Origin of the sequence: Nocardia sp. SSK8 (assembly GCF_037034205.1) — a bacterium.
Taxonomy (GTDB): domain Bacteria; phylum Actinomycetota; class Actinomycetes; order Mycobacteriales; family Mycobacteriaceae; genus Nocardia.
On record NZ_JBAGKD010000009.1, the window covers coordinates 1 to 15,254 of the forward strand.

The window sequence follows — 15,254 nt, forward strand, 5'->3', positions numbered from 1 at the left end:
TTGCATGAGGTCGGTATCACGGTCAACCGTAATGCGGTTCCGTTCGACCCGCGTCCGCCGATGGTGACTTCGGGTCTGCGGATCGGTACGGCCGCGTTGGCGACGCGTGGTTTCGGTGATGCCGAGTTCACCGAGGTCGCCGATATCATCGCTGCTGCTTTGGCGGGGACGGTGGATCTGGAGTCGTTGCGTGGCCGGGTCTCGAAGCTGGCTCAGAGTGTCCCGCTGTACCAGGGCCTCGAAGATTGGCGCCTCCTCGGCTGATCCCGAGTCGATAGCTAGTCGGCCCCCGCCTGATCCGATCAGGCGGGGGCCGACGGCGTTATCGGGCGACCAGGGGCTTGAGGGCCTGGCCTGCCAGGTCGAGGGTGCCGGGTTCGTGGCCGTTGGCGACCATGTTGACGATGACGCCCTGGATGCCGTGGTCGAGGACACGGGTCTGGATCTGTTCGGCGACTTCGTCGGGGGTACCGGCGAATTGGCGGTCGGCGACGCTGGCGCGGCGTTCGGCGTCGGTGAGGGTGGACAGGTCGATGCCGTTGCGGGCGAGGATGTCGGTCTGGAGTTTGCGGGCGCGGTCGCCGTCGGTGTCGACGATGACGAAGGCGAGGAAGCTGGTGTCCAGGGTGGCGGGGTCGCGGTTCGCCTCGGCGCAGCGCTGGTGCAGTGCATCGACTTTGGCGGGGAGTTCGGAGGCATTGCAGATGATGTTGAGGTGATCGGCGAACTCGGCGGCCAGCCGGAAGGTCTTCTTCTCGCCGCCGCCACCGAGCAGGATCGGCAGATCGTCGCGGAGGCGCGGCTCGTTGATCGCGTTCTCGGTGTGGTACCACTTGCCGCTGAAGGTGGGTCGTTCCCCGCGCAGCATGGGCGTGATGATCTGGAGTGCCTCGTCGAGCCGCTCGAAACGTTCGGTGAAGGTACCGAATTCGAAGCCGTACTGCTGGTGCTCGAGTTCGAACCAGCCCGCCCCGATGCCGAGCACCGCCCGCCCGCCGCTCACCACATCCAGCGTGCTCACCGTCTTGGCCAGCAGCGCCGGATTGCGATAGGTATTGCCGGTCACCAAGGCCGACAACTGGATTCGCTCGGTCGTCGTGGCCAGCGCCGACAGTGCCGAATACGCTTCCAGCATCGGCTCGTCCGGCGCCCCGAGCAGCGGCAGCTGATAGAAGTGATCCATGACGAACGCGGCATCGAACCCCGCCGCCTCCGCCGCCCTGGCCTGCGCGATCACCGTCGGGAACAACTCCCGCACCGACGCGGTATTGCTGAAAGTGGGTATCTGATAACCGAGGCGAATGCTCATGATTCGAGCCTATGAGTTGGAGTGCACTCCAAGTCAAGTGTGCGTCACAGGTCGTCGGGCAGGATTCGGAACGCCTTCTCGGGGGTGAGCGGTTCGATCGCCCGGAAGTCGCGCCGGTCCAGCGTCAGGATGTCGACGGTCGCGTATTGCTCGGCCAGGCCGACATTGGTCGCGTCGGTCAGATCCAGTTTCAGTGCGAGATAGCGGTTCTGGACGCGACGGGCGGTTCTCAGGATGCCCGCGGAGACCTCGGGGATTTCGATGCGACCCTTGTGTTCTTGCGCGAGCAACCAATCGTTGACCCCGTACGCCACCTGGCGATTCAGGTTGCGCGTCACAATGTGTTCGATCTCGAGCATCACCAAAGGTGACACCACGGTCAGCGCCGCCTGCTGAAGGGCCGATCGGGCGGCGATGTGCTCGGGATCCTTCGGGTTGAAGGCGGCGACCAAGCCGGAGGTGTCGCCGACCAGGATCACTGCTCGTTACTGTCGACGATGGCGGTGTGCGTGGTGCGGTGGACCTCGTCATCGGAGATCGGGCCGTCGAAGTCCAGTACCGGGATGTCCCACTCCTCCTCCCACCTGCGTGTCCGGATCGCGGCCAGGTGGAAGGCCTCGCGGAAGTACTCGGATTCGGGTCGGCCCTCGCGGGCGGCGGCTCGTTTGATCAACTCGAGGTCGTGTTCGTCGACCATGACGGTCGTCTTCTTCAGAGCCATATGGTTATGGTACCCGAACCATAACCCTGCCGGTCTGCTGTCACCTGGCGTCGACCAGGGTGGGGTAGTCGATCAGGTCGATGTCGTTGGCGGCGTTGTCGCCGTATTTCAGCATGAGGGTGAACAGGCGGGAGCCGATGAACCAGTTGCGGGCCTTGATGCCGAGTGCGGTTTTCGGGGCGAGGAAGCGGCCGGTGTTGCTGGTGCCCGCGATCTTGGCGTAGCGGCGCATGATGCGGTCGTAGGCGGCGAAGGCGGTGACGTGGTCGCCGTCGGCGGTGGCGAGTTCGCCCGCCAGGACGTAGGCGCCGACGATGGCGAGGCCGGTGCCGAAACCGGCCAGGGTATTGCCATAGGCGGCGTCGCCGACCAGGGCGATTCGGCCGCGGGAGTAGTGGCCGTCCATCCGGACCTGGCTGATCGAGTCGAGGAACAGGTCGTCGAACTCGGCCAGTTCGGTGAGCATGCGCGGGGTGTGCCAGCCCATATCGGCGAAGGTGCGCTCGACGATCGCGCGCTGGGCCGCGGTGTCGGTGCGGGAGTAGTCGAGTTCGGGCGCGGCGAACATGTACATCTGCTGGGCCTTGGAACCGCCGTCGATGGCGAGGCGGCCGGGGGTGTTGTGGGCGTAGCCGCGGGCGCGCTCGCGCGGGGTGGCGGCGTCGCTCCAGCGGCTCGCGCCCGCCACGCAGTAGTAGTGGCCGAGGTGGGTGACGTAGTCGGACTCGGGGCCGAAGGCCAGGGCGCGGACCCGTGAGTGGATGCCGTCGGCGCCGAGGACCAGGTCGAAGGTGCGCGGCGGCGCGTTCTCGAACTCCACACGCACGCCCTCGGCGGTGTCGCGCAGGGCGGTGACGGTGTCGCCGAAGAGGTATTCCACCTCGTTCGCGGTGCGCTCGTACATGACCTCGGCCAGGTCGCCGCGCAGGATCTCCAAGTCGCCGCCGGTGAAGTCGCCGCCGAGCACGCCGAGCTCACGGCCCTCGGCGTCGACGAAGACCATGTCGGTGGTGCCGGTGCGGCGGGCGCGCACGTCGTCGAGGATGCCCATCCGCTCGAGCACGGTCAGGTGCGTGCGGCCCTTGAAGTCGACGGCCTGGCCGCCGGGCCGCAGCGCGGGTGCCCGCTCGACCACGGTGACAGTGAAGCCGTAGCGGTGCAGCCAGTAGGCCAGGGCGGGGCCGGCGATGCTGGCGCCGGAGACGAGAACGGTCTGGTCGCGCATGGTGTGCTCCTCGGAATTATCTGCGTCCGGAGTAATCAGTATCCGGTGGACACGATTAAGAGTATGGTAGACACAGTTTCGCGTCAACCGGAATCTCGAGAGGATGAGCCGATGCCGTCGCCGACCACCGTCGACCTGCTCTGGGGCACCCCGCAGCGCCCCAAGCGCGGGCCCAAACCCGCGCTGACCCTCGACGGCATCGTCGCCGAGGCGATCGCGCTGGCCGATGCCGAAGGGCTGACCGCGCTGTCGATGCAGCGGCTGGCCGAACGCCTCGGCTTCACGAAGATGTCGCTGTACCGGTATGTCCCCGGCAAGGACCAGCTCACCGCGCTCATGCTCGACACCGCCATCGGCGCGCCACCCACCCTGGACGCGACCGGCTGGCGCGGTGGCCTGCGCACCTGGGCCGAGGCCATCTTCGCCCGCTACCGCGCCCATCCGTGGGCCATCGAGCTCACCCTCGGCATCCGCCCGATCGGCCCGAACGAGATGGGCTGGACCGAGGCCGCGCTGCTCGCGCTCGCCGAGACCGGCCTGGCCGCGTCCGAGCAGCTCGACACGATCGTGCTGGTCAACGGACACGCCCGCAGCCTCGCCCAACAGGTGGCCTCGGTGGCCGACGGCGACGCCGAGGACGATTTCGCCGAGCAGTTCGCCGCCATGATGACCGCGGCGGGCGAGCGCTTCCCTGCCGTGCGCGCGGCCTTCGCCGCGGAAGCCGTGGCCGGGCACGGCGACGCGTTCGACTACGGCGTCGAGCGCATCCTCGACGGGTTGGCGGTGCTCATCGCGCAGCGCGCCGATCGGTAGCGCCGAAGTTCTGGTCTGCGCGCCGCGAACGTCCTAGGCTCGCAGCATGACCGACGAGCCCGAGCTGCCGGAGAACGACGTCACGGTGGTGCGCGAGTTCTTCGCCGCGCTGGAACTGAGCGCGGTGTCCGAGGCACTGGAACTGGTACATCCGGAGATCGTCTGGAAGAACACCGGGCTGCCCGATGTTCGCGGGAGCAAGCGCGTGGCCCCGATCCTGAAGGGCCTCGGACGCAAGCACCTGGGCTTCGCGGCCGACATGCACTACATCGCGCAGAACGCCAACGGCCTGGTCGTCACCGAACGCACCGACTACCTGCGTGCCGGGCCCGTGCGGATCGGCTTCCCGGTGTCGGGCAATTTCGAGCTGCGCGAAGGCCGAATCGTGCTGTGGGACGACCACTTCGGCTGGGGCGACCTGCTGCGCGGCACCAAGGACGGCGTGCTGAACGCGGTGCGCCGCCGCTGATCAGGCGTGTTTGCGCAGGTAGTCGAGGTAGGTGGGGCGTAAGACGTCGGCGAGCTTGCCGTCGCCCGCGTGCACGTAGTCGTCGAGCATGGGCAGCACGTATTTGATGTCGGCCTCGCTCTCGCCGAGCGCACCCGCCTCGGCCTGCGCGGCCGGGATGGCTTTGAGCAGATCCCAGAGGAATCTCACGTCGCCGCGCCGCACGGCGGTCTTCACCGCGCGATCGTGCAGTTCCTTGGACGACAGCTGCTCCAGATCCTGGTCATCGGCCATACCTGCGACTCTAGCGCGCGGCGACACGCCTGTGCCGGGATCTGCTGCGTCGGTGCTGGTTAACGACAAATTCACCGACGCGTCCGGCTGTCTGCCAGCGCTGCCGCGCGTTCGGCGGTAGCGTCGGTGGTGCGAGTTGCATCGGTGTGACTCGTACGGGAGGTCCTGACCGTGACTGAGCTACTCAGTGCGAGAGGGCCGGCACCCGGCCCTCGTGGCGGCTGACCAGCGCGTCGGCAGCCCACCAGGACGGACCGGTCCAGCGAGATCGTTCACGCGGTGCCGCGTGAACACATAAGGAGCCCACCGTGACTGCTGCACGCTCCGTTTCCAGCCCCGCGATGCACACGGCCTCGAACTCCACGTATGACTCGAAGAAGGGGGAGCGCCCCTCGCGTTCCGGTCGCAAGACTTTCGTCGTCGATACCTCCGTTCTCCTGTCCGACCCCTGGGCGGTGACGCGCTTCGGGGAACACCGGGTGGTGCTGCCCCTGGTGGTGATCAGCGAACTCGAGGCCAAACGACACCACCACGAACTCGGCTGGTTCGCCCGCGAGGCCCTGCGCATGCTCGACGACCTGCGCGTCCAGCACGGCAGGCTGGACCAGCCGCTGCCGATCGGCACCGACGGCGGCACCCTGCAGGTGGAACTGAACCACACCGATCCGTCGGTGCTGCCCGCCGGATTCCGTTCCGACACCAACGATTCCCGCATCCTGGCCTGCGCGCTGAACATCGCCGCCGAGGGCGAGACCGTGATGCTGGTGTCCAAGGACATCCCGCTGCGCGTCAAGGCCAGTGCCGTCGGCCTGGCCGCCGACGAGTACCACGCGCAGGACGTGGTCACCTCCGGGTGGAGCGGGATGGTCGAGCTCGACGTCGCGGGCGCGCGGATCGACCAGCTCTACGCCGAATCGGTGATCGACCTCGACGAGGCGCGGGAACTGCCCTGCCACACCGGAATCCGGTTGCTCGGCAGCAGCTCCAGCGCGCTGGGCCGGGTCACCGCCGACAAGCGGGTGCAGCTGGTGCGCGAACGCGAGGCCTTCGGGCTGCACGGGCGCTCGGCCGAGCAGCGCATCGCGCTGGATCTGCTGCTCGACGAGAGCATCGGCATCGTGTCGATGGGTGGGCGCGCGGGCACCGGCAAGTCGGCGCTGGCACTGACCGCGGGTCTGGAGGCGGTGCTCGAACGCCGGACCCAGCGCAAGGTGGTCGTCTTCCGGCCGCTCTACGCGGTGGGCGGACAGGAACTGGGCTACCTGCCCGGCTCGGAGAGCGAGAAGATGGGGCCGTGGGCCCAAGCGGTCTTCGACACCCTCGACGGGCTGGCCAGCCGAGAGGTCATGGAGGAGGTGCTCAGCCGGGACATGCTCGAGGTGCTGCCGCTGACCCACATTCGCGGCCGTTCGCTGCACGACTCGTTCGTGATCGTCGACGAGGCGCAGTCGCTGGAACGCAATGTTCTGCTGACCGTGCTGAGCAGGCTGGGCACCGGCTCGCGGGTGGTGCTCACCCACGATGTCGCCCAGCGCGACAACCTGCGCGTCGGCAGGCACGACGGCGTGGCCGCGGTGATCGAGAAGCTCAAGGGCCATCCACTCTTCGCGCACATCACGCTCACCCGCAGCGAACGCTCGCCGATCGCGGCGCTGGTGACCGAGATGCTCGAGGAGTACGGTCCCAACGCCTGAGCGGTGGCAATCGGGTCGCGTCGGCGGCCTGATTCGGCGTGAAGTCGCCGAATAGTGGGTAATATCCGCCAAGACACCAATCCAGCAACGGCTCGGCGAACACAGTTCTGCCGGGCCGTTGCGGATGTCGGCCAGGCTCTCTCCGGGGGCGTGCCCCCGGGGGGCCACTCGCGAGAGGATGGATATGAACCACTTCGCTCGACGTTCTGCCGCCGGAGGGGCCGCGGTGCTCGCCGCGGCCGGTCTGCTGCTCGCCGCGGGCTGCGGCGATGACGACAAAGACAATGCCAAGGACACCATGGGCTCGGTCACCTCGATGATCGGCGGCGGCCCGACCACCACCAACGGGGCGGGTGCGACGACCACCGGCGAGGGCATGGAGACCACCACCGGGATGGGGACCACCTCGGGCACCGCCGCCGCGGGCGAGTCCACCACCATCTCGACTCCGGACGGCGACATCACCGTCTCCGGCGAGGTGTACAAGAAGTACGTCGCCGTCGGCGGCGCCACCAGCCCGCTCGGGGTGCCGGAGGAAGCCCAGGAATCGGGCCCGAACGGCGGCGAATACCAGGACTTCGAGGGCGGCACCATCTACTGGAGCAGCGATTCGGGCGCCCACATCGTCTGGGGCGAGATCCGCGAGGCGTGGGAGGAGAACGGCGGCGCCAACGGCACGCTGGGCTACCCGACCAGCGACGAGAAGGACATCCCCGGCGGCAAGCAGAGCGATTTCACCGGTGGCACCATCACCTGGGTCGGTGGTGAGACCACGGTGACGCCGAAGTAGTTTGTGCCGCGTCCCAGCGCGGGGACCGGGTTCGCCCTTGCGTCCCCGCGCTCGCGGCCGAAGTACTAGGTTGTCCTCGTGCAGAAAACTTTGACCGATCGTGAGCTGCTCGACGCACTCGCGGACGTGGTGGACACCAACCTCGATCGCCACATCGAGGCGGCCGAGGGCTGGCAGCCGCACGAGTTCGTGCCGTGGGCGGACGGGCGCAACTTCGCCTTCCTCGGCGGCACCGACTGGACGCCGGAGCAGGCCGAGCTGAGCGACACCGCCGTGCTCGCGCTGACCGTGAGCGTGCTGGTCGCCGACAACCTGCCCTCGTATCACCGCGAGCTCGGCAAGCACCTGCGCACCGGACCGTGGTGGCGCTGGGTGGGTCGCTGGACCGCCGAGGAGAACCGCCACGAGATCCTGATCCGCAACTACCTGATGGTGTCGCGCTCGGTGGACCCGGTGGCGCTCGAGCGGGCCCGCATGCAGCACATGACCGACGGCTTCAACCGTCCGCCCATGCACCTGATCGACGTGCTGGCCACCTGTGCCTTCGAAGAGGTCGCCGCGGGCATCCGCCACCGCAACACCGCCGCGCTCGGCGAGAACCCGGTGGTCACCGCGATCGCCGAGAAGATCGCCGTCGACGACGAGCTGCAGGCCGAGTTCTTCGCCGAGCTGGTCTCGGCCGCCCTCGACCTGGTTCCCGACCAGGCCGTGCGCGCCATCGCCGACCGGGTCGCCGACTTCCGGGTGCCGCACGTGGACCTGCCCGGCGGCGGTTCCAGCGACGAGGCGCTGGCCGCGGCCGGGATCTACGATCCGGCCAAGGAGGGCGAGCTGGTGTTCGCGCCGCTGCTGCGCCGCTGGAACATCTTCACCCGCACCGATCTCGGTGAGGAAGGCGAGAAGGCCCGCGCCGAATTGGCGCACCTGGCCTGATTTCTTTCGCGAACGGCCGTCACCCACCCGGGTGACGGCCGTTCGTCGTCTCAGTCGCGGTCGACGTTCGACATGGCGAGCACGTCGAGGCGCTCGTCGAGTTCGGCCTCGGTCAGCTTCCCGGGGACCAGGCCGCGGTCGATCACCGTCTGGCGGATCGTCTTCTTCTCGCGCAGCGCCTGTTTGGCGACCGCGGCCGCCTCCTCGTAGCCGATGGCGGAGTTGAGCGGGGTGACGATCGAGGGCGAGGACTCGGCCAGCGTGCGCAGGTGCTCCTCGTTGGCGACCAGGCCGACCACGCACTTGTCGGCGAAGAGCCGGGACACATTGGCCAGCAGGCGGATCGACTCGAGCAGGTTGCGCGCCATCACCGGGATGTAGACATTGAGCTCGAAGGCGCCGCTCGCCCCGCCGAAGGCGATGGCCGCGTCGTTGCCGACCACCTGCACCGCCACCTGCGTGACCGCCTCGGGCAGTACCGGATTCACCTTGCCGGGCATGATCGAGCTGCCCGGCTGCAGGTCGGGCAGCTGCAGTTCGCCCAGGCCGGTGAGCGGGCCCGAACCCATCCAGCGGATGTCGTTGGCGATCTTGGTCAGGCTCACCGCGATCGTGCGCAGGGCACCGGAGGCCTCCACCAGACCGTCGCGCGCGGCCTGCGCCTCGAAGTGGTCCTGCGCCTCACGCAGCGCGTCGATTCCGGTGGTACGCACCAGTTCCGCCACCACCTTCGCGCCGAAACCGGCGGGCGCGTTGAGCCCCGTGCCGACCGCGGTGCCGCCGATGGGCAGCTCGCCCAGCCGCGGCAGGGTGGCCATGGCGCGTTCGATACCCGCGGCGATCTGGCGGGTGTAGCCGCCGAACTCCTGGCCGAGGGTCACCGGGACGGCGTCCATCAGATGGGTGCGGCCGGACTTCACCACGGTGCGCCACTCGGTGGACTTGTCGAGCAGCGCCAGCCGCAGGTGTTCGAGGGCGGGCACGAGCTCGCTGATGACGGCCTCGGTGGCGGCCAGATGGGTCGCGGTGGGGAAGGTGTCGTTGGACGACTGCGACATGTTCACGTCATCGTTGGGATGCACGGTGACCCCGTTGCGCGCAGCGATCGAGGCGATCACCTCGTTGGCGTTCATGTTCGAACTGGTGCCGGAGCCGGTCTGGAACACATCGATCGGGAACTGGTCGTCGTGGCGCCCCTGCGCGATCTCGTTCGCCGCGGCGACGATCGCCTCCGCCTTCCCCGGATCCAGCAACCCCAGATCCTTGTTGACCTGCGCGCACGCCGCCTTCAGCAGCCCCAGCGCCCGAATCTGCGCGCGCTCAAGCCCCCGCCCACTGATCGGGAAGTTCTCCACCGCCCGCTGCGTCTGCGCCCGCCACAGGGCATCCACGGGAACACGGACCTCACCCATGGTGTCGTGCTCGATCCGGTACTGCACGTCGTCGTCAGCCATAGCACGACCCTAGGACGAGAACGGCGCGAATGGGGTTGCCACGTCAGCGGAAAATCCCACACCGTGTCACGGGAATACATCGCCCGCTCACTCGCACGGCGACAACCACAGGCGAGTCTTACGAGCCGTTCGCGGCCGGCCCGCGTTCGCGGCTCGAAGCGTAACGCCGCAGGCGCAGTCTCGAGTCGCGAGCGCGGGCCCTCGGGGCCGCGAACTCCGCGGCCCCGGCCGCCTATGTCACAGTCGCGAGCGCGGGCCTTCGGGGCCGCGAACTCCGCGGCCCCGGCCGCTCAGGGAAGAGGCGGGTTGGCGCTGTCGTCGCCGTCGAAGTCCACCGAGGAGTATTCGCGGAGCTTGGTGAGGCGGTGGTAGGCGTCGATCATGCGGACCGTGCCGGACTTGGAGCGCATGACGATCGACTGGGTCGAGGCGCCGCCGCCGAAGTAGCGGACGCCGCGCAGCAGGTCGCCGTCGGTGACGCCGGTGGCGCAGAAGAAGACGTTCTCGCCGGCGACCAGGTCGGTGGTCGAGAGCACGCGGTCCAGGTCGTGGCCCGCGTCGATGGCCTTCTGGCGCTCCTCGTCGTCCTTGGGGGCCAGCATGCCCTGCAGCTCGCCGCCGAGGCAGCGCAGCGCGGCGGCGGCGATGATGCCCTCGGGGGTGCCGCCGATACCGACGAGGATGTCGACGCCGGACTCCGGGCGGGCCGCGGCGATGGCACCGGCGACGTCACCGTCGGAGATCAGCCGGATGCGCGCGCCCGCGTCGCGGGTCTGCTGGATGATGTCGGCGTGGCGGGGGCGGTCCAGGATGCAGACCGTCAGGTCCGAGACCGAGGACTGCTTGGCCTTGGCGACGCGGCGAATGTTCTCGCCGATGGGGGCGGTGATGTCGATCGAGCCCGCGGCGTCCGGGCCGACGGCGATCTTGTGCATGTAGAACACCGCGGAGGGGTCGAACATGGCGCCGCGCTCGGCGACCGCGAGCACCGAGATGGCGCCGGGGGAGCCCTTGGACATCAGCGTGGTGCCGTCGATCGGGTCGACCGCGAAGTCGACCTCGGGACCGGTCCCGTCGCCGACGGCCTCGCCGTTGTACAGCATCGGCGCTTCGTCCTTCTCGCCCTCGCCGATGACGACCACGCCCCGCATGGAGACCGAGCTGACCAGCTGACGCATGGCGTCGACGGCCGCACCGTCGCCGCCTTCCTTGTCGCCACGGCCGACCCAGCGGCCCGCGGCCATCGCGCCTGCCTCGGTGACGCGGACCAGCTCGAGCGCGAGGTTGCGGTCAGGTGCCTCGCGGCGGCTGGGGGCGGGCGATTCTGCCGTCATTGCGGGGGGCCTCCTTGGCGTTGGTGTTACGGGTGCATTGTCGCATTCGGAATCGGCACACCCGTGCACGACCTCCCGCGCGGCCCCCTGGCGGTGCTGGTCAGGCACCGAGTGGATACTGGTAGCCGTGGCCCAGCAGAAGCACCGGATCTTCAACGACTATCGCGACCTGTTCTGGTCGCTGATCCCGTTGGTGCTGATCGCGGTCGTGCTGGCGGGGGCGGCGAGCCAGTGCACGGTAGCGACCAACGGCCCGACCCAAGGTCAGGTGCCGCATTTCGACGTCGACGCGGCGCTGAGCTCGGATGCCAAGAGCCTGTCGTTCCCCATCCGCAACCCCGAGGTCCCGCAGGACTGGACGTCGAATTCCGGCAGCCGCGACACCGTCACCGCGGCGGGCGGCGGCCCGGTGAGCACGGTCGGCTACATCACCCCGCAGGGCACCTACATGCGTTTCTCGCAGAGCAGCGCGTCCGAGGAGGCCCTCTTGCGGCACATCCTGGGCTCGCGGTACCCGACCGGAACGATCGACGTCGGCGGCCGCAAGTGGGTCGTCTACACCGAGCCCACCGAGGAGACCGCCTGGATCGCGGACTTCGGTGACGTGCGGGCGCTGATCACCGGCGCGGGCAACGAGGCCGCGTTCACGACCTTGGCCGAGGCGATCACGGCCGCCACGCCGCTGGCGAAGTGAGCCCGAGCTAGAGCTGGTCGACGGTCGACCCGCGGCCCAGCCGTAGCCGGGATCGACCTCGGGGGCTGAATCTGGCGTGCGGGTTATTCGCTGGTGTCGAGGTCTGCGCGCGACAGCGCGTCCTCGACGCGGCGGCGGGCTCCGGCCAGGTGCTGTTCGCAGCGCGCGGCGAGGGCCTCGCCGCGCTCCCACAGGGTTAACGAGTCATCGAGGTCGAGGCCGCCCTGTTCGAGCATCTTCACGACATTGATCAGTTCGTCGCGGGCGCGCTCGTAGCCGAAGTCGGCGATCTCGGCCAGGGTGTCGGTGTTCTCGGTACCGGCGTCGGCCACGGTCAGGTCCTCTTCTCGTCGGTGGTTTTCGGCGTGAGGCGCTGGGTACCGAGGGCGGCGGCGGAGACCGCGCCGTCAGCGACCCGGATCCGCAGCTGGCTACCCGCGGGGGCGTCCTCGATCGACCGGACGACATGCCGTTCGGGCCCGGCCACGCGCTGCACGACAGCGTAACCACGCGCCAGCGTGGCGGCTGGACCCACCGCGGTGAGTTTCTCGCGCAGGTGCAGCGTGGTGGTCGCCTCGGCGCGCAGCAGGTGGTCGATGCTGCGCTGGGCGGCGGTGCGCCAGCGTTCCAGCTCGTCGTGGCGATGGCCGAGCTCGCGCAGCGGATCGGCCAGGACCGGTCGCGAGCGCAGCTGCGCGAGGGTGTGCTCCTCGCGCCGCACCCATCCGCGCAGCGCGGCCGCCGCGCGCTCCCGCATCTCGCGCACACCGGCCAGTTCCGCCGCCGCGTCGGGCACGATCCGTTTGGCGGCGTCGGTGGGGGTGGCCGCGCGCAGATCGGCGACCAGGTCGAGCAGCGGGTTGTCGGGTTCGTGCCCGATGGCGCTGACGATCGGCGTGCGCGCGGCGGCCACGGCCCGGCACAGCGCCTCGTCGGAGAACGGCAGCAGGTCCTCGGTGCTGCCGCCACCGCGGGCCAGCACGATCACCTCCACCTCGGGATCGGCGTCCAGCTCGGCCAGCGCCGCGAGCATCTGCGGCACCGCCGTCGGCCCCTGCACCGCGGTATTGCGGATGACGAAACGCACTGCGGGCCAGCGCTTCTGCGCGACGCTCAGCACGTCCCGTTCGGCCGCGCTCGCCCGCCCGGTGACGAGCCCGACGGTGCCCGGCAGGAACGGCAGCGGCCGCTTGCGCCGCTCGTCGAAGAGCCCCTCGGCGCCCAGCAGCGCCTTGAGCCGCTCGATCCGGGCCAGCAGCTCACCGATCCCGACCGCGCGGATCTCGGTGACCCGCAACGAGATCGTGCCGCGCCCGGTGAAGAACTGGAGCTTGCCGTAGACGACCACCCGGCTGCCCTCGGTGAGCGGCACCGGCTGCCTGCGCAGCAGTTCGGGATCGCAGGTGAGCGAGAGCGACATGTCCGCGGAGGTGTCGCGCAGCACCAGGAACGCGGTGCGCGTGCCAGGGCGCGCGTTGATCTGGGTGAGCTGGCCCTCCACCCAGATGCTGCCGAGCCGCTCGATCCACTGGGCGACCTTCACGGCCACCGAACGCACCGGATACGGCTGCTCGGCCGAATTGGCCGACGCACCCACCGCGCTGACGCCTTCGGAAGTCATAGGACAGGTATACGCGGGGCCACCGACACATCAAAAGGCGGCCGCATCCGGCGCCGAAGGCGCGGATCGCGGCCGCCTCGATTCTGGACTGACGGAGAGAAGGAGCGCAGCGACTGAACGCAGGAGGGAAGAATCGAGGCCCCCAGGGCCGCGATCCCCGCGGCGCCAGCCGCTTATGTCACTGCGCCTGGACGGTGGCGATGCGGTTGGTGAGCATCGTGACGAAGGGCGCGCGGGCGCGGGTCTGCTGTTCGAAGGCCAGCAGCTGGGCCAGCTCCTCGACGGTCAGCATCCGCAGCCGGGCGCGCAGCTGGGCCAGCGTCATCGACGGGTAGTCGTAGCGGATCGCGACCTCGGGGGCCTCGATCTCGGCGGGCTCGTCGGCGGGGGTGTCCTGCTCGGCGGTCTCGGTCTCGAGCAGCAGCAGGGTGGCGGGCGCGACCTCACCGTTGACCGGCGCGACGGGCGCTTCCTCGGTGAACAGGTCGAAGCGGCTGGCGTGGCCGTTGGTGGCCACGGCGGGTTCGGGGGCGACGTCCTCGTCGAAGGTCGCCCATTCCGGCTGCTCCTGCGGAGCCGAGCCGAGGCGCTCGAACACGGCGTCACCCTTGAGCGCGAGGCTGGTGACGAACTGCTGCAGGTGCATGGTGGTCTGCAGCACGCGACTCAGGGCCGTGATGGGGAAATTCACGGCCGCGACCGGGAGCCGCCTGGTCTCTTCTAAGGCATACACGGCGGCACCGGCGGCGACCCGGGCCACGAACGGAGGTCGGAACATGGTCCCAGCCTGCCGCAAACGGTCTGTGATGCAAAGGTCCAGCCTGCCCGAATGTGACTTTCGCCCCTCGAACCGGCCGGATCGCGCCGTCCGCGCGCGTATACCCTGGGGATCATGACCTCGGCAATTCCCTTGAACGTCGGTATCGCGCGCTCGGCGGGCGCGCCCGCTGCCGGTGGCAAGCGCGTGCTGCTGGCCGAGCCGCGCGGCTACTGCGCAGGCGTCGACCGTGCCGTCGAGACCGTCGAGAAGGCGCTGGACAAGCACGGTGCCCCGATCTACGTGCGCAAGGAGATCGTGCACAACCGGCACGTGGTGGAGACCTTACGGGAGCGCGGGGTGATCTTCGTCGACGAGAACGACGAGGTGCCAGAGGGCTCGCTGGTGGTGTTCTCCGCGCACGGTGTCGCGCCGACCGTGCACGAGACGGCCGCGCAGCGCAATCTGCGCACCATCGACGCCACCTGCCCGCTGGTCACCAAGGTGCACCAGGAGGCCAAGCGCTTCGCCCGCGACGACTACGACATCCTGCTGATCGGGCACGAGGGCCACGAGGAGGTCGAGGGGACCGCCGGTGAGGCGCCCGAGCACGTGCAGCTCGTCGACGGCCCGGACTCGGTGGCCGACGTGACCGTGCGGGACCCGGCCAAGGTGATCTGGCTGTCGCAGACCACGCTGTCGGTGGACGAGACGATGGAGACCGTTGAGCGGCTGCGCGAGCGTTTCCCGACGCTGCAGGATCCGCCCAGCGACGACATCTGCTACGCCACCTCCAACCGTCAGACCGCGGTCAAGGCGATGGCGCCCGAATGCGATCTGGTGATCGTGGTGGGCTCGCGCAACTCGTCGAACTCGGTGCGGCTGGTCGAGGTGGCGCTGGGCGCCGGTGCCCGCGCCGCCTATCTGGTCGATTACGCCCGCGAGGTGGATCCGGCCTGGCTCGACGGCGTGCGGACGGTCGGCATCACCTCGGGCGCGTCGGTGCCGGAGATCCTGGTGACCGGTGTGCTCGATCTGCTGGCCGAGCACGGTTTCGGCGAGGTGCAGCCGGTGACCACGGCCAACGAGACGCTGGTGTTCGCCCTGCCGCGTGAGCTGCGCGAGTCCCGCAGGGACGCGTCCGCGAAGAGCTGACCCCCTGAGCCG

General features: G+C 69.3%; 17 protein-coding genes and 1 pseudogene. 8 read left to right on the forward strand and 10 right to left on the reverse strand.

Annotated elements, in window-relative coordinates:
* Positions 1-264: pseudogene (locus WA675_RS17780) on the forward strand (serine hydroxymethyltransferase); the annotation flags it as partial.
* A 58-nt stretch (positions 265-322) separates the two neighbouring features.
* Here WA675_RS17780 and WA675_RS17785 read toward each other — a convergent pair.
* From WA675_RS17785 to WA675_RS17800, 4 genes are read right to left on the reverse strand one after another with little or no spacing between them, the layout of a single operon-like run.
* Complete coding sequence (locus tag WA675_RS17785) at positions 323-1,309, reverse strand: LLM class F420-dependent oxidoreductase (RefSeq protein ID WP_336085703.1); 987 nt, start codon at positions 1,307-1,309, stop codon at positions 323-325.
* Positions 1,310-1,353: 44 nt separating this feature from the next.
* Positions 1,354-1,788, reverse strand: coding sequence for a PIN domain-containing protein (locus tag WA675_RS17790; RefSeq protein WP_336085704.1), 435 nt, complete (start codon positions 1,786-1,788; stop codon positions 1,354-1,356).
* Complete coding sequence (locus WA675_RS17795; protein ID WP_336085705.1) at positions 1,785-2,030, reverse strand: ribbon-helix-helix protein, CopG family; 246 nt, start codon at positions 2,028-2,030, stop codon at positions 1,785-1,787. The genes WA675_RS17790 and WA675_RS17795 overlap by 4 nt, the downstream gene beginning before the upstream one ends.
* Positions 2,031-2,070: 40 nt before the next feature.
* Positions 2,071-3,255 (reverse strand): FAD-dependent monooxygenase, encoded by a 1,185-nt coding sequence (locus WA675_RS17800; RefSeq protein ID WP_336085706.1) that lies wholly within the window; start codon positions 3,253-3,255, stop codon positions 2,071-2,073.
* 111 nt (positions 3,256-3,366) lie between these two features.
* On the opposite strand from WA675_RS17800, the gene WA675_RS17805 reads away from it, so the two are divergent.
* Positions 3,367-4,068 carry a TetR/AcrR family transcriptional regulator gene (locus tag WA675_RS17805; protein ID WP_336085707.1) on the forward strand — a complete coding sequence of 234 codons (702 nt, stop codon included), beginning with the start codon at positions 3,367-3,369 and terminating at the stop codon, positions 4,066-4,068.
* Positions 4,069-4,114: 46 nt separating this feature from the next.
* Positions 4,115-4,537 (forward strand): limonene-1,2-epoxide hydrolase family protein, encoded by a 423-nt coding sequence (locus tag WA675_RS17810; protein WP_336085708.1) that lies wholly within the window; start codon positions 4,115-4,117, stop codon positions 4,535-4,537.
* Here the strand turns inward: WA675_RS17810 and WA675_RS17815 are convergent, their stop codons facing one another.
* Positions 4,538-4,810, reverse strand: a complete 273-nt coding sequence (locus WA675_RS17815; protein WP_336085709.1) for a hypothetical protein — start codon at positions 4,808-4,810, stop codon at positions 4,538-4,540.
* 341 nt (positions 4,811-5,151) lie between these two features.
* On the opposite strand from WA675_RS17815, the gene WA675_RS17820 reads away from it, so the two are divergent.
* The 3 genes from WA675_RS17820 (at position 5,152) to WA675_RS17830 (ending at position 8,227) form a co-directional block, all read left to right on the forward strand.
* A complete protein-coding gene (locus WA675_RS17820; protein ID WP_442945663.1) occupies positions 5,152-6,504 on the forward strand; it encodes a PhoH family protein in 1,353 nt (450 codons plus the stop codon).
* A gap of 184 nt (positions 6,505-6,688) precedes the next feature.
* On the forward strand, positions 6,689-7,294 hold the full coding sequence (locus tag WA675_RS17825) for an LGFP repeat-containing protein (protein WP_336085711.1): 606 nt from the start codon (positions 6,689-6,691) through the stop codon (positions 7,292-7,294).
* A 78-nt stretch (positions 7,295-7,372) separates the two neighbouring features.
* Positions 7,373-8,227 carry an acyl-ACP desaturase gene (locus WA675_RS17830; protein WP_336085712.1) on the forward strand — a complete coding sequence of 285 codons (855 nt, stop codon included), beginning with the start codon at positions 7,373-7,375 and terminating at the stop codon, positions 8,225-8,227.
* 50 nt (positions 8,228-8,277) lie between these two features.
* Here the strand turns inward: WA675_RS17830 and WA675_RS17835 are convergent, their stop codons facing one another.
* Together WA675_RS17835 and glpX are read right to left on the reverse strand one after the other, a co-directional pair.
* A complete protein-coding gene (locus tag WA675_RS17835; RefSeq protein WP_336085713.1) occupies positions 8,278-9,681 on the reverse strand; it encodes a class II fumarate hydratase in 1,404 nt (467 codons plus the stop codon).
* A 290-nt stretch (positions 9,682-9,971) separates the two neighbouring features.
* Complete coding sequence (gene glpX / locus WA675_RS17840) at positions 9,972-11,015, reverse strand: class II fructose-bisphosphatase (protein ID WP_336085714.1); 1,044 nt, start codon at positions 11,013-11,015, stop codon at positions 9,972-9,974.
* Positions 11,016-11,142: 127 nt separating this feature from the next.
* Here glpX and WA675_RS17845 point away from each other — a divergent pair, with 127 nt between their 5' ends.
* Entirely contained in the window at positions 11,143-11,709 is a 567-nt protein-coding gene (locus tag WA675_RS17845; RefSeq protein WP_336085715.1) for a DUF4245 domain-containing protein, read from the forward strand.
* Positions 11,710-11,792: 83 nt separating this feature from the next.
* Here the strand turns inward: WA675_RS17845 and WA675_RS17850 are convergent, their stop codons facing one another.
* The 3 genes from WA675_RS17850 to WA675_RS17860 form a co-directional block, all read right to left on the reverse strand.
* A complete protein-coding gene (locus WA675_RS17850) occupies positions 11,793-12,041 on the reverse strand; it encodes an exodeoxyribonuclease VII small subunit (RefSeq protein ID WP_336085716.1) in 249 nt (82 codons plus the stop codon).
* 2 nt (positions 12,042-12,043) lie between these two features.
* The gene (xseA, locus tag WA675_RS17855) at positions 12,044-13,330 is read right to left on the reverse strand and encodes an exodeoxyribonuclease VII large subunit (RefSeq protein WP_336085717.1); all 1,287 of its coding nucleotides are present in this window, start codon (positions 13,328-13,330) and stop codon (positions 12,044-12,046) included.
* A 178-nt stretch (positions 13,331-13,508) separates the two neighbouring features.
* Positions 13,509-14,108: a lipid droplet-associated protein gene (locus tag WA675_RS17860; protein ID WP_336085718.1), complete on the reverse strand. Its 600-nt coding sequence runs from the start codon at positions 14,106-14,108 to the stop codon at positions 13,509-13,511.
* A gap of 114 nt (positions 14,109-14,222) precedes the next feature.
* Between WA675_RS17860 and WA675_RS17865 the strand changes: the two genes are divergently transcribed.
* Positions 14,223-15,242: a 4-hydroxy-3-methylbut-2-enyl diphosphate reductase gene (locus WA675_RS17865; RefSeq protein ID WP_336085719.1), complete on the forward strand. Its 1,020-nt coding sequence runs from the start codon at positions 14,223-14,225 to the stop codon at positions 15,240-15,242.
* The last annotated feature ends 12 nt before the right edge of the window (positions 15,243-15,254 follow it).